The 14,573-nt window shown below is 60.0% G+C and carries 7 protein-coding genes and 3 rRNA genes; 8 read left to right on the top strand and 2 right to left on the bottom strand.

All coding sequences use genetic code 11. From position 1 onward, the window contains the following. Positions 1-10 precede the first annotated feature (10 nt). From KXZ72_RS09190 to KXZ72_RS09160, 7 genes are all read left to right on the top strand, one after another. A complete protein-coding gene (locus KXZ72_RS09190) occupies positions 11-1,363 on the top strand; it encodes an MFS transporter (protein ID WP_226080429.1) in 1,353 nt (450 codons plus the stop codon). Between the two features lie 156 nt (positions 1,364-1,519). Further along, complete coding sequence (locus KXZ72_RS09185; RefSeq protein ID WP_226080426.1) at positions 1,520-3,022, top strand: glycosyltransferase family 39 protein; 1,503 nt, start codon at positions 1,520-1,522, stop codon at positions 3,020-3,022. 173 nt (positions 3,023-3,195) lie between these two features. Then, complete coding sequence (locus KXZ72_RS09180; RefSeq protein ID WP_226080424.1) at positions 3,196-3,939, top strand: polyprenol monophosphomannose synthase; 744 nt, start codon at positions 3,196-3,198, stop codon at positions 3,937-3,939. Positions 3,940-4,605: 666 nt separating this feature from the next. Then, positions 4,606-6,125 (top strand): 16S ribosomal RNA (locus tag KXZ72_RS09175). Positions 6,126-6,540: 415 nt separating this feature from the next. Further along, positions 6,541-9,662, top strand: a 23S ribosomal RNA gene (locus KXZ72_RS09170). A gap of 154 nt (positions 9,663-9,816) precedes the next feature. Continuing rightward, a 5S ribosomal RNA gene (gene rrf / locus KXZ72_RS09165) occupies positions 9,817-9,933 on the top strand. Together the 16S, 23S and 5S rRNA genes form the textbook arrangement of a ribosomal RNA operon. Positions 9,934-10,441: 508 nt before the next feature. After that, positions 10,442-11,530 carry a DUF3137 domain-containing protein gene (locus KXZ72_RS09160; RefSeq protein WP_226080422.1) on the top strand — a complete coding sequence of 363 codons (1,089 nt, stop codon included), beginning with the start codon at positions 10,442-10,444 and terminating at the stop codon, positions 11,528-11,530. On the opposite strand, the gene KXZ72_RS09155 is transcribed toward KXZ72_RS09160, so the two are convergent. Together KXZ72_RS09155 and KXZ72_RS09150 are read right to left on the bottom strand one after the other, a co-directional pair. Then, on the bottom strand, positions 11,527-12,231 hold the full coding sequence (locus KXZ72_RS09155; protein WP_226080419.1) for a response regulator transcription factor: 705 nt from the start codon (positions 12,229-12,231) through the stop codon (positions 11,527-11,529). The genes KXZ72_RS09160 and KXZ72_RS09155 overlap by 4 nt on opposite strands. Positions 12,232-12,240: 9 nt before the next feature. Beyond that, positions 12,241-13,467, bottom strand: a complete 1,227-nt coding sequence (locus tag KXZ72_RS09150; RefSeq protein ID WP_226080418.1) for a sensor histidine kinase — start codon at positions 13,465-13,467, stop codon at positions 12,241-12,243. Between the two features lie 290 nt (positions 13,468-13,757). Between KXZ72_RS09150 and KXZ72_RS09145 the strand changes: the two genes are divergently transcribed. After that, positions 13,758-14,390 carry a DUF4352 domain-containing protein gene (locus KXZ72_RS09145; RefSeq protein ID WP_226080417.1) on the top strand — a complete coding sequence of 211 codons (633 nt, stop codon included), beginning with the start codon at positions 13,758-13,760 and terminating at the stop codon, positions 14,388-14,390. The last annotated feature ends 183 nt before the right edge of the window (positions 14,391-14,573 follow it).

The following is a 14,573-nucleotide window of genomic DNA, read 5'->3' as shown; positions in this document are numbered from 1 at the left end:
GGAGAGTTAGATGTCAACACGTGAGTCCGATACCCAGGACCTCCTCAATTCACCAAAGCTGAAATCGGCGATTTCTAAGGCGTCCCGGCGCCTCATGCCGATGCTGGTCATCCTTTATGTGGTGGCCTTCCTCGACCGCACCAATGTGGGCTTTGCCCAGCAGGCATTGGAGATCGACCGCGGAATTGGTGCCGGGGCCTATGCCCTCGGTGCCGGTATCTTCTTCATCGGTTATGCGATCTTTGAAATCCCCAGCAACCTGTTGCTGACCCGGTTTGGCGCGAAGATGTGGCTGGCCCGCATCGCCATCTCGTGGGGTATCGTCTCCGCGTGCTTCGCGTTTGTACAGGGCGAGACCTCGTTTATCATCCTGCGTTTCCTGCTGGGTGTCACCGAGGCCGGTCTGTTCCCCGGTGTCATCATGTTCCTCGCCGCGTGGTTCCCGAATAAGTCCCGCGTGCGCATGTTTGCGATCTTCTACCTCGCGCAGCCGTTCTCGCAGATGATCGGTGCACCGCTCTCGGGCTGGCTCATCAATATCGGTGACCAGATCCCGGGTGTCCACGGCTGGCAGGTTATGTTTGCCGTCGAGGGTCTGCTCGCCGTATTCGCCGGTATCGCCGCGTTCTTCTTCCTGGTTAATAGCCCCCAGGAGGCGAAGTTCCTCGATGATGACGAGAAGAAGGCCCTGCGCGATGTGATGGCGTTGGAGGATTCCGTGAAGGAGGAGACGGGCCCCAAGGGTGTGTTCTCCGCGATGGGTAATGGTCGCGTCTGGTACTTCACCATCATCTACTTCTGCCTGCAGATTGCCGTTTATGGTGTCACCTTCTACCTGCCGCAGCAGGTTGCCCAGCTCGTGGGCAAGGAGGTCGGCTTCGAGGTGGGCCTGCTCTCCGCGATCCCGTGGTTCTTCGCCCTCTTCGCCTGCTATTTCGTGGGCAAGCACGCCAATACGGTGCTGCGTCGTCGCCGGATGGGTGTCTTCTTCTACCTGTCCACCGCGATGTGCATCTTTGGTTCGGCCTGGGCCGGCGCCAATGCGCAGCCGTTCCTCGGCATCCTGTTCATCACGCTCGCCGTGTGTTCGTTCCTCGCCGTGGGCCCGATCACCTGGTCCTACCCCACCGCGTTCCTCACGGGAACCGCGGCCGCGGCGGGTATCGGTCTGATCAACTCGCTGGGTAACCTCGGTGGATTCGTGGCACCGATCCTGCGCACCTGGGTCAACGACATCACCAACTCCGATACCGGTGTTATGGGTGTCTACGCACTTGGTGTCATGCCGCTGCTGGCCGCGGCCATGATGTTCGGTACGCGGAAGTTCAAGCTCTCGGGCGATAAGCTTCTGGAAAAGGAGTAGTTTCCTCCGGAAGACCAGCGACGGTCCCCGCACCCTGGGTGCGGGGACCGTCGCGGTTTTATGGGGGAGTGTCCGCGCATCTCGCGGACACCGTGGGGAAACGCAATTGAGGGGTCGATCAGGATGTTCCCAGTAAAAGATCGGGATACTGGTTCAATGCAGACGAATAGGTGGGCGGCACTGGCCCGCCTTCCGCGACCCATCTACGCACTGATCGCGGGCGTTATCGCCACGTTCATCAGTGCGCTTGGCTCGGGCAACGCGTCCTATTGGGGCGATGAGGCCGCGAGCGTGATGTCGGCCACGCGCTCCCTGGACTCCCTGTGGCCCATGCTGGGCACGGTGGATGCGGTGCACGGTTTATATTATGTTTTCCTGCACGGATGGATCGATATCTTCGGTCCGAGTGAGTTCTCGACCCGGATGCCCGCGGCCATCGCCGTCGGGTTTGCCGCCGCGGGTCTTTTGCTTTTGGTCTGGCGGATGGCGGGACCCCACCTGGCCGCGATCGCCACGGTCATCTTTGCCGTCCTTCCCCGCGTCACCAATATCGGTTCCGAGGCGCGCGGTTATGCCCTGGCCGCGGCCGGCGTGGTCTGGATTGTTTATGGCCTGATCGCGCTCCTGGATGCCTATCCGCGCCGCCGCTGGCTGTGGTGGGTCTGGGCCATCTGCCTCGCCCTCACCGCCACGATGTTTATGTATTCGCTGCTGATCCTGCCCGTCCTGGGTGTCTGGCTGCTGCTGAACCGGCGCGGTCCCGACCGCTTCTGGCGCACAGTGATCTTCGGGTGCATCGCGGTGGTCTTCAGCCTCCCGGTGATCGTGATGGGCTATCTGGAGCGCGATCAGATCGGCTTCCTGGCCAACCGCCCGCCCGGCTGGGACGGCGTGTTTATCACGCAGTGGTTTGGCAGCGGGGCGCTCGCGATCCCCGCCTGGATCCTGATCGTGATCGCTATTGTGGGGATGGTCCTGCGCCGTCGCGAGAAGCAGCCCCTGGAGACGCTCGCGCTGGCCTGGATGATCCTGCCCCCGATCCTGCTGGGCCTGATCAGCATCGTTTCCCCGAGTTATTCCCAGCGCTATCTCTCGATCTGCACCCCCGCGGTGGCCATCATGATGATGCTGGGAATCCGTGAGATCGCCCGCCGTATCCGCCCGCTCTCGGCATCGGCATCGGTATCGGTGCTGGTGTCCTGGGTGCTGGTGGTGGGCCTGGTCCTTGCCTCCGCCCCGAGCTATCTCTCGCAGCGCTCGGCGTTTGGAAAGGACGGCAGCGACCTGCGCGAGATCTCGGAGGTTATTGCCGAGCAGGCGGAGCCCGGCGATGCCGTGATCTTTAACGACGATATTCGTCCCTCCCGGAAGCCCCGCCTTGCGCTGCGGCTCTATCCCGAGGCGTTTAGCGGCATCCTCGATCCCGGGCTCACCCGCGCGTTTGACCGCACCGATTTTCTCTGGGATGAGGCGCTACCCGCGGCCGAGACCCCGGTCCCGGCCGAGGTGGATACCCTCTGGTACGTCATTTCCGGTTCCGATAAGCCGGAGCGCGCCCCGAAGGATCTGGCGACATTCGAGGCGCAGGGTTTCAGCGTGGATGAGCTCGTGAAGATCAAGCGAACCTGGGTTTACCGTCTGGTCCGTGACGTGGGATAGCTCCCCGCCCGGGCCTGCCGGTTATCACATTTTGGTCCGCCCTGGTCTCGGCCGGTGTCCGGCCGGGTGATACTGGGTACTGGTTCATTCCGCCGCCGTTTAGGGTGGTTTCAAAATTTTTGGTTTTCACCCGCGGGTGAGCCGCATCAACAGCAGAATCTGAAGGAGGCGCCGTGAGCGTTCCGACCGTCGTGATCATCCCGACCTATAACGAGCTGGAAAACCTTCCGCTCATCGTGGGACGCGTACGCGCAGCCACCCCGGAGGTCCACGTTCTTGTGGCCGACGATAACTCTCCGGATGGTACGGGGGCCCTCGCGGATACGATGGCCGCCGAGGATGATCACATCCACGTTCTGCACCGTCCCGGTAAGCAGGGACTCGGCGCCGCCTATAAGGCCGGCTTCGCCTGGGCCTTTGACCACGGGTTTGAGCGCATGGTGCAGATGGACGCCGATGGTTCGCATCAGCCCGAGCAGCTGCCCGCGATGCTCGCCAAGGCCGATGAGGGTTATGAGCTGGTGATCGGTTCGCGCTATATTCCGGGTGGCAAGGTGGAAAACTGGCCGCTGCACCGCCTCCTGCTCTCCCGTGGGGGAAGCGCCTATTCCCGAATCATGCTGCGCCTGCCGGTTAAGGACGTCACCGGTGGCTATCGGGTATTCAGTGCCCGCGCCCTGCGGGAACTGAATATCGATGATGTCCAGAGCGCCGGCTATAACTTCCAGGTGGACATGCTGTGGCATACCCAGCGTGCGGGCCTGAGCATCACCGAGGTTCCGATCACCTTCATCGAGCGGGTGCACGGTACCTCAAAGATGAGCGGCAATATTGTGTTCGAGGCGATGTGGCGGGTAACCCGCTGGGGAGTCCAGGACCGTTTCGGTTCTAAGAAGACCACACCCGCGGCGGAGTAGGACCCGTCCGCCCGGCCTACTGGCCCCGTTACCCGTGCGACTCGCCCGGGCAGCGGGGCCATTATGGTGTTTAGGCCCATTTTCCCCGCAACATCGGCCGCCGGGGGTACCGGGTACCGCGCCGGGGCAAATCGGGAGTTCCGCGTGTTTCCGGGGGAGTGGTGATGCGACACGCCTAGCGACGGGCTCGATTTGCCGCTTCTGTGGATCGCACGTATAGTTTTACCTATCACCCCAAAGGTGCGGCCAAGCGGAATGCGGGTCGGCCTCAAGCGGGGATCATCCCCACCAAATATTCTGAACTTGTTTCGGTTGTGTTTGTGTGGCAGGATGGGAATCCTTCACTTCGGATGCCCCACTCAAAGCCTTTAGGTTTTGGAAGCGAGTTCGTGGTGGATGGTGATGTATATCGTGACCCCTAGGAGAAGCACCCGTTTGTGGTGTGGAAATGGGGAGTATCCGATCCTTGAGAACTCAACAGCGTGCACAATGTCAAATGCCAAAAACCTCGGCCACTTTTTAGTGGTGGAGATTCCTTTGGAAAACATTTAAACAACAAAGCAAGTCAGTAATGATTTGTTCTGTCAGTTTCAAACTCGCAGTTCTCGTCCTATTCCGGGCGGGTTCGGCATAAAATGTCCCGGCTTTTAGTCGTGGAGATAAACATTTACGGAGAGTTTGATCCTGGCTCAGGACGAACGCTGGCGGCGTGCTTAACACATGCAAGTCGAACGATGAAGCCCAGCTTGCTGGGTGGATTAGTGGCGAACGGGTGAGTAACACGTGAGTAACCTGCCCTCCACTCTGGGATAAGCGCTGGAAACGGCGTCTAATACCGGATATGAACTTCCACCGCATGGTGGGGGTTGGAAAGAATTTCGGTGGGGGATGGACTCGCGGCCTATCAGCTTGTTGGTGAGGTAATGGCTCACCAAGGCGACGACGGGTAGCCGGCCTGAGAGGGTGACCGGCCACACTGGGACTGAGACACGGCCCAGACTCCTACGGGAGGCAGCAGTGGGGAATATTGCACAATGGGCGAAAGCCTGATGCAGCAACGCCGCGTGAGGGACGACGGCCTTCGGGTTGTAAACCTCTTTTAGCAGGGAAGAAGCGAAAGTGACGGTACCTGCAGAAAAAGCACCGGCTAACTACGTGCCAGCAGCCGCGGTAATACGTAGGGTGCAAGCGTTGTCCGGAATTATTGGGCGTAAAGAGCTCGTAGGCGGTTTGTCGCGTCTGCTGTGAAAACCCGAGGCTCAACCTCGGGCCTGCAGTGGGTACGGGCAGACTAGAGTGCGGTAGGGGAGATTGGAATTCCTGGTGTAGCGGTGGAATGCGCAGATATCAGGAGGAACACCGATGGCGAAGGCAGATCTCTGGGCCGTAACTGACGCTGAGGAGCGAAAGGGTGGGGAGCAAACAGGCTTAGATACCCTGGTAGTCCACCCCGTAAACGTTGGGAACTAGATGTGGGGACCATTCCACGGTCTCCGTGTCGCAGCTAACGCATTAAGTTCCCCGCCTGGGGAGTACGGCCGCAAGGCTAAAACTCAAAGGAATTGACGGGGGCCCGCACAAGCGGCGGAGCATGCGGATTAATTCGATGCAACGCGAAGAACCTTACCAAGGCTTGACATATACCGGAAACGGCTAGAGATAGTCGCCCCGCAAGGTCGGTATACAGGTGGTGCATGGTTGTCGTCAGCTCGTGTCGTGAGATGTTGGGTTAAGTCCCGCAACGAGCGCAACCCTCGTTCTATGTTGCCAGCACGTTATGGTGGGAACTCATGGGATACTGCCGGGGTCAACTCGGAGGAAGGTGGGGACGACGTCAAATCATCATGCCCCTTATGTCTTGGGCTTCACGCATGCTACAATGGCCAGTACAATGGGCTGCGATACCGCAAGGTGGAGCGAATCCCAAAAAGCTGGTCCCAGTTCGGATTGAGGTCTGCAACTCGACCTCATGAAGTCGGAGTCGCTAGTAATCGCAGATCAGCAACGCTGCGGTGAATACGTTCCCGGGCCTTGTACACACCGCCCGTCAAGTCATGAAAGTCGGTAACACCCGACGCCGGTGGCCTAACCCGTAAGGGAGGGAGCCGTCTAAGGTGGGATTGGTAATTAGGACTAAGTCGTAACAAGGTAGCCGTACCGGAAGGTGCGGCTGGATCACCTCCTTTCTAAGGAGCAACTGGCACTTTATGTGTCCAGGCCCCAGATCAGAACGACTGTTTCTGCTGGGAGCTCATGGGTGGAACATTGACATTGCTGTGCATGAAGTTTTGTGTGGTTAGTACGTCTTCTTTGAGGATGGGAACGCTGTATGGGATGGAGTGTGCAGGTGCACGTTGTTGGGTCCTGAGGGACCGGGCCGAAATTTTGTTTCGGACGGCCTTCTGGGCTAAAGCTGAGGGACATTTTTTGTCGTGATGTTTTAGTACCGCCCGTACTTTGAGAACTACACAGTGGACGCGAGCATCTTAAAATTCAAAGCCTTTATGGTTTTGTTTTGATAATAAGATGATCTATTTATAGATCATTGGTCAATTTCTAAGAGATTTCTTTTAGGTTTGATCGATTTTTATACTCATGTGATTTCAAATTTTTAAGAGCAAACGGTGGATGCCTTGGCATCTGGAGCCGAAGAAGGACGTAGTAATCTGCGATAAGCCTCGGGGAGCTGATAAACAAGCTGTGAGCCGAGGATTTCCGAATGGGGAAACCCCGCTGCGCGTGGCAACATGACGTAGTGACTCCCGCCTGAATATATAGGGCGGGTAGAGGGAACGTGGGGAAGTGAAACATCTCAGTACCCACAGGAAGAGAAAACAATAGTGATTCCGTCAGTAGTGGCGAGCGAACGCGGATCAGGCTAAACCGAGCATGTGTGATATCCGGCAGGAGTTGCATGTTCGGGGTTGTGGGACTTTCCAGGATCATCTGCCGATGGTCGAACATTAGAGAGCGTTATAGACGAATGGTCTTGAAAGGCCAGCCAGAGACGGTGCCAGCCCGGTAGTTGAAATGACGTAATCGTGTGGAGAGTATCCCAAGTAGCACGGGGCCCGAGAAATCCCGTGTGAATCTGTCAGGACCACCTGATAAGCCTAAATACTCCCAGATGACCGATAGCGGACAAGTACCGTGAGGGAAAGGTGAAAAGTACCCCGGGAGGGGAGTGAAATAGTACCTGAAACCGTTTGCTTACAAACCGTCGGAGCCTCCTTGTTGGGGTGACGGCGTGCCTTTTGAAGAATGAGCCTGCGAGTTAGTGATATGTGGCGAGGTTAACCCGTGAGGGGAAGCCGTAGCGAAAGCGAGTCTGAATAGGGCGATTCAGTCGCATGTCCTAGACCCGAAGCGAAGTGATCTATCCATGGCCAGGTTGAAGCGTGTGTAAGAGCACGTGGAGGACCGAACCCACTTAGGTTGAAAACTGAGGGGATGAGCTGTGGATAGGGGTGAAAGGCCAATCAAACTTCGTGATAGCTGGTTCTCTCCGAAATGCATTTAGGTGCAGCGTTGCGTGTTTCTTGCCGGAGGTAGAGCTACTGGATGGCCGATGGGCCCTACAAGGTTACTGACGTCAGCCAAACTCCGAATGCCGGTAAGTGAGAGCGCAGCAGTGAGACAGTGGGGGATAAGCTTCATTGTCGAGAGGGAAACAACCCAGACCACCATCTAAGGTCCCTAAGCGCGTGCTAAGTGGGAAAGGATGTGGAGTTGCAGAGACAACCAGGAGGTTGGCTTAGAAGCAGCCACCCTTGAAAGAGTGCGTAATAGCTCACTGGTCAAGTGATTCCGCGCCGACAATTTAACGGGGCTCAAGCACGCCACCGAAGTTGTGGCATTAATATTTTTGGTAGGCCTTCGTGGTCCAGCCGTATTGATGGGTAGGAGAGCGTCGTGTGGCCAGCGAAGCGGCGGTGTAAACCAGCCGTGGAGGCTACACGAGTGAGAATGCAGGCATGAGTAGCGAAAGACGGGTGAGAAACCCGTCCTCCGAAAGACCAAGGTTTCCAGGGCCAGGCTAATCCGCCCTGGGTAAGTCGGGACCTAAGGCGAGGCCGACAGGCGTAGTCGATGGACAACGGGTTGATATTCCCGTACCGGCGAAGAACCGCCCAAGCTAATCCAGTACTGCTAAGTGTTTCGAAACCATGATGACCGAGCCCTTCGGGGTGGAGCTTTATGGCAACGCACACGACCCGATCTGGTGCGGTTAGCGTATTAACAGGTGTGACGCAGGAAGGTAGTCGGTCCTAGGCGATGGTTGTCCTAGGCCAAGATTGTAGGCCGGGAGATAGGCAAATCCGTCTCCCATATAGGCTGAGAATTGAAGGGGAACCCGTAAGGGTATGATCCGATGATCCTATGCTGCCAAGAAAAGCATCGACGCGAGGTTCTAGCTGCCCGTACCCCAAACCAACTCAGGTGGTCAGGTAGAGAATACTAAGGAGATCGAGATAATCACGGTTAAGGAACTCGGCAAAATGCCCCCGTAACTTCGGGATAAGGGGGGCCTAGCATGTCAATGGATTTACTCCAGGTAGCGTGTTTGGGCCGCAGAGACCAGTGGGAAGCGACTGTTTACTAAAAACACAGGTCCGTGCTAAGTCGCAAGACGATGTATACGGACTGACGCCTGCCCGGTGCTGGAAGGTTAAGAGGAACGGTTAGCCGTAAGGCGAAGCTGAGAATTTAAGCCCCAGTAAACGGCGGTGGTAACTATAACCATCCTAAGGTAGCGAAATTCCTTGTCGGGTAAGTTCCGACCTGCACGAATGGCGTAACGACTTCCCAGCTGTCTCAACCGTGAACTCGGCGAAATTGCATTACGAGTAAAGATGCTCGTTACGCGCAGCAGGACGGAAAGACCCCGTGACCTTTACTACAGCTTGGTATTGGTGTTCGGTGTGGCTTGTGTAGGATAGGTGGGAGACGTTGAAGCATGCACGCTAGTGTGTGTGGAGTCGAAAGTTGAAATACCACTCTGGTCATATTGGATATCTAACTTCGAACCGTGATCCGGTTCAGGGACAGTGCCTGGTGGGTAGTTTAACTGGGGCGGTTGCCTCCTAAAAAGTAACGGAGGCGCCCAAAGGTTCCCTCAATCTGGTTGGCAATCAGATGGCGAGTGTAAGTGCACAAGGGAGCTTGACTGTGAGACTGACAAGTCGAGCAGGGACGAAAGTCGGGACTAGTGATCCGGCAGTGGCTTGTGGAAGCGCTGTCGCTCAACGGATAAAAGGTACCTCGGGGATAACAGGCTGATCTTGCCCAAGAGTCCATATCGACGGCATGGTTTGGCACCTCGATGTCGGCTCGTCGCATCCTGGGGCTGGAGTAGGTCCCAAGGGTTGGGCTGTTCGCCCATTAAAGCGGTACGCGAGCTGGGTTTAGAACGTCGTGAGACAGTTCGGTCCCTATCCGCTGCGCGCGCAGGAAATTTGAGAGGATCTGACCCTAGTACGAGAGGACCGGGTTGGACGAACCTCTGGTGTGTCAGTTGTTCCGCCAGGAGCACCGCTGATTAGCTACGTTCGGGATGGATAACCGCTGAAAGCATCTAAGCGGGAAGCCGGCCTCGAGATGAGATTTCCATCCCTTAGGGGGAGAGGCTCCCAGTAGACTACTGGGTTGATAGGCCGGATGTGGAAGCGAGGACTACAGACTCGTGAAGCTGACCGGTACTAATAAGCCGATAATTTGATAATCATTACTCAGACACAGTTTTTAAAGGTTGGTGTCTGGGGTCCAGAGTGATGTTTGCGTCCACTGAGTGGTTCTCGATGTACGGTCGAGAACCAAACAACAAGCCACTTTTGTGTGGTGTGTTGTTTGATTCGTGATTGATATGTCTATGTTTGTTTCGGCGGCCATAGCGAGAGGGAAACGCCCGGTTACATTCCGAACCCGGAAGCTAAGACTCTTTGCGCCGATGGTACTGCAGGGGGGACCCTGTGGGAGAGTAGGACACCGCCGGACTTATTTTCGTGAAGAGGCCACCCGTGAGGGTGGCCTTTTCCATTTAACACACACACACCACAAGGGGGTGTGTGGTGGCCTCCCGCGGGAGGCCTTTCGTGTTTAACACGCACACCCAGGATGGGTGTGTGTTGGCCTCTTCCGGGAGGTCTTTTGTGTTTAACAGACGCACTGGTTGGGTGTTGGGAGCCTCTTCCGGGAGGTCTTTTGTGTTTAACACGCACACTGGTTGGGTGTTGGGAGCCTCTTCCGGGAGGTCTTTTGTGTTTAACACGCACACTGGTTGGGTGTTGGGAGCCTCTTCCGGGAGGCCTTTCGTGTTTAACAGACGCACTGGTTGGGCACGTGGCGGCTTCCTAGGGGAGGCCTTTCTGTTTAACATGCACCAGCCCGTGGCCGCGGTCCCGTGCCGCCGGGCCCGCGATCCCACCCCATGGGCGACACCGCACGCGGATGCGGGCGCGCGACATGGCAGGATGGGACGCTGGCCGCAAAATACGGGGGAAGAGTGCAGCAGTCATCGATCTTTGATCCGGCGGGACGCAGCTATCGCGCATTCCGGGAGCGCCCCACGTCCGCGCAATTGGCGACCTTCACCCGCTGGCTCCGGCAGGCCTATCCCGGCGCGGGATCCCGCGCGAATATCCGCGTATTCTTTGCCCTCATGGCGGCGCTGATTCTCCTGCCCGTGATGGCCGGAACCGCCTCGGCGCTCTTCACCGCGCTAGCGCGCGGCGAGGACGGCAAGGCCCTGGCCGCGGGCATCGGGCTTCTGGTCGAAATCGCGGCCGGCTTCGGAACGGTGCGGCTATTCACAAAGCTTGGCGGCCCGGTGAACCTGGGCTATTACCAGCTGAGTGAATTTGCGCGGGAAAACGGGATGCAGTTCACCGGCGTTACCCCGGACCCGTATTACCCCGGAATGATCTTTGGCGCGGGAAGAACGCGGGCGTCCTATGGGCGCGTGCATTCCCGGCCGGGCGAGCGATTCTTTGATATCGGGACCTATCGCTATACGATCGGGACGCGCGAGCGCCAGCGCGTGGTGGTCTACGGCTATATGGCCTTCCAGATCGACCGCCGCCTGCCGCATATCGTGCTGGACTCGCTGCAAAATAACGTGAGCCTTTTTGGCCTCGGTATGAGCAACCTGCCCGCCTCCTTTAGCCGGGACCAGCGCCTCTCCCTCGAGGGTGACTTCAACCGCTATTTCACGCTGTATTGCCCGCGCGAATATGAGACCGATGCGCTCTATATTTTGACCCCGGATATGATGGCGCTCCTGATCGACCACAGCGCCTCCTTTGACGTGGAGATCGTGGACGACCTGGTATTTATCTACTCGCCCACGCCCTTCTATAACGGAGACGAGAACCTCCTGCGGCGCGCATTTGGTGTACTGGATATCGTGGGCGGGCAGACGCTGCGCCAGACCCGGATGTATAGCGATGACCGCACCGGCGGGCGCGAGATCAACCGGGTAGCCGAGGGCGGGCGCCGGCTGCGCCGCGGTTGGCTGACTGCGCTCATCCCGATCGGCATCGGCGTGATCTATCTGACCTGGCAGATCATTTCCGCCGCCATGTGGCGCCTTTAATTCGAGGGCCGGCCGAGATCCAGGCCGGAGCGGGCGACCAGCACCGCGATCTGCGTGCGGTTCTTGGTGCCCCATTTGGTGTGAATCGCCGCGAGGGTGGACTTAATGGTGGACTCGGCCACGTGGAGCGTGGCCGCGAGCTCCCGATCGCCCGCCCCGGTAACCAGGGCCAGGGCAATATCGCGTTCGCGCGGGGTCAGGAGCGCCATCTGCTCCGTCGCATCCCTGTGTGCGAGGGCCGAGGAGGACTCGCGGACCCAGCGCGTTAGATGCCCCGCGCTGCGCCCCGAGAACGCCGCCTCCCCCGAGGCGACATTGCGGATAGCCGCGATGATGCCCTCGGGCCCCTCGTCCTTCAGGAGGAAGCCCGTCGCCCCGGCGGCGATCGCGTCCAGAACCTTCGCGTCGTCATCAAAGGCCGTCATCATCAAAAAGCGGGTGGATACGGGCAGGCCCTGGGCCAGCTGCACGGCTGCCACTCCGTCCACGCGGGGCATCCGGACATCCAGCAGGGCCACATCGGGGCGCAACTCGAGCAGGGCGGCATTCACCTCGATACCATCGGAGCGCTCACCCATCACCTCGATATCCGGGGCATAACCCAGGAGGGCCACCAGGCCGCCCCGGGAGAGCGCATCATCATCCACGATAAGAACCCGAATCGGCGAGTATGCGGCGGCGCGATTCGGGGAAGTAGTCACCCCGGTAGTCTAGCGAGCCGCGGTCGGCTCCGCGGTGGTGGGGGCGGCAACCCACGGCAGCCAGGCGGTCAGGGTGAACGTATCATCCAGCGTGGGCTGGGCCGAGAACGTGCCACCCACCAGGGCCGCGCGCTCGCGCATACCCAGCAGTCCGTGGCCCCCGCCCACCGAGCTGGGGACGGAACCGTGCACCAGATCGTTGACCACGCGCAGGCTCAGCCCGGTACCCGGTCCGCCCTGGAGGCTCAGCCTTATGGCCGCGCCCGGGGCGTGTCGGCGGGCATTGGAGAGCGCCTCTTGGATCAGCCGGAAGCACGCATGCGCGACCGCGGGATCGCAACCCTGGGGATCGGAGAGCACGATGCTGGAACGCAGCCCCGTGCTCGCCCCGGCCTCATCCAGCAGCGCCGTGATATCGGCGAGCCCCGTGCGCCCCGCGCCGATCGGAAACCCCGTGACCGGGTTACGAAGCACCTCGACGACGTGACGCAGATCGTCCAGCGAGTTCTGGGCGGACTCGCGCACCACGCGGGCTGCATCGGCGATGCCGCGGTCCGATTCGGTGGCGGAGAGCTCCAGGGCGCCCGCGTGCAGGGAGAGCGAGGAGAGCCGCGAGGCGAGCGTGTCGTGAATCTCGCGTGCCACCTCCTGGCGCTCCTGCTGCCGGGAGACCTCGCCGCTGAGCGCGGTGGCGCGCTCGGCGGTGGCGAGGGACAGGGAGCGGGCGGAATCGCGTTCGCGGCGGGCGCGGCGGATGAGGCCCACGCCGATAAACGGCGCGAGCTGGAGCAAAATCAGCAGCGGGATCAGCCACGGCAGATGGGCCTGCACCTCGGCGACGCTCGGCTGCGCGCCCGAGAATAAACCGATCCAGCCCTGATCGCCCGCGGCCGTATCCCAGATCGTGGTGACCGTGACCGCGAGCGCCGCGGCGGCGGCGGCCAGCCATACCTGCCCGCCGCGCCGGGTGGCCACGACCAGCCCCAGCCCGATCAGCGCCGGGAGGGGCGTGGACGGGAAGCCTGCCGCGACCCCCGCGGCGGTGAGGGTGAGGGCCAGCGGGATCTGCCTCCGCCAGAACAGCATGACGCACACGCCGAGCATGGGAAGCAGCCCGATAAACGACAGGATTGCGGGGAGCGAATTGGGTAGGTGGTTTTGGTGCTGGCCGATCGGGAGCGCGGCCAGCAGGAACGTGCACAGCGCCAGGAACGAGGTGAAAAGAATCGAGCCCACGCGCCGCCATCCCGAGGGCCCGCGGGGGGAGGTCTCGTCCCGCGACGCGGGCCGCGGGGGCCCGGCGGGCAGGGGAGGGGGTGGAGGGTACACGGAGGACATGATCACATCATATGGGGCCGCCCGGGCGGGGATCTCCCCTCAAACGGTTATGGTCGCTCGCGCCAATTCCCCCCTTTTGGTGGCCCGGTTATCGCCAAATGGCGGGAGCGCGGGGCGCGCCGCTTGGCCAGGCTGGAGATAGCCGCGGAACCTGCCGCCGCAACGCACAGCTACGAAGGATTCACACTATGACCACTCAGCCTCCCGCACCGGAAACCCCGCTCGCCGCCGCACCCAAGAAGAAGAACTTCTTTGCCCGGCATAAGGTGCTCACCGTGATCGGTGCGGTGATTGCCGTGATCATCATCGCCAATATCGCAAACGGTGCCGGAACGGATAAGACCGCCCAGGGGCCGGCGGAGACCGCCGGCGGACAGACCCAGGCGGCCGGGGAAAAGCCCGCCGAGAAGCCGGCCGATGACGTACCCGGATTTGGGACGCCGGTCACGGCGGGCAAGCTGGAGTTCACCGCAATCGCACTCGACCCCGCCGGGACCCAGGTGGGTGGCGAATACCTGAACGCCACCGCGCAGGGCCAGTTCATGCGCCTCCAGATTCGCGTGGCCAACGTGGGGGATAAGCCCGCGACGTTCACCGTGAACAGCCTGAAGCTCACCGATGAGAGCGGCCGCACCTTTGACGCCGACTCCTCCGCCACGGTTTATGACCAGCCCGACTCGCAGACGTGGATCGCGCAGATCAACCCGGGCAATGCCGTGGAGGGCGCCGTGATCTTTGATATCCCCGCGGATGCCACCCCGGTTGAGCTGACCGTCTCCGATAACATGTTCTCCGGCGGCAAGAAGATCGCCCTGCGTTAGCCCCCCCAAACGGCCGAGAACTCGCCCGCGAAGCACAGCCCATACATAACGAACGCTCAGGTGGAACGGGCCTAATGGTTCTCGACGGGAATTACCGCCATTTACCCGGAGCCGGCCCCGGTGACACCTCCCCCCTTCTTGTCCCGCGGCCGGCCCCGGTTCCCGACCCATTCGGGTGGGTCG

Source organism: Mycetocola spongiae, from assembly GCF_020424085.1.
In the GTDB taxonomy this organism is placed as follows: Bacteria; Actinomycetota; Actinomycetes; order Actinomycetales; family Microbacteriaceae; genus Mycetocola; species Mycetocola spongiae.
Note: the sequence above shows the minus strand (reverse complement) of the source record. Positions and strands in the feature narration are given on the sequence as shown.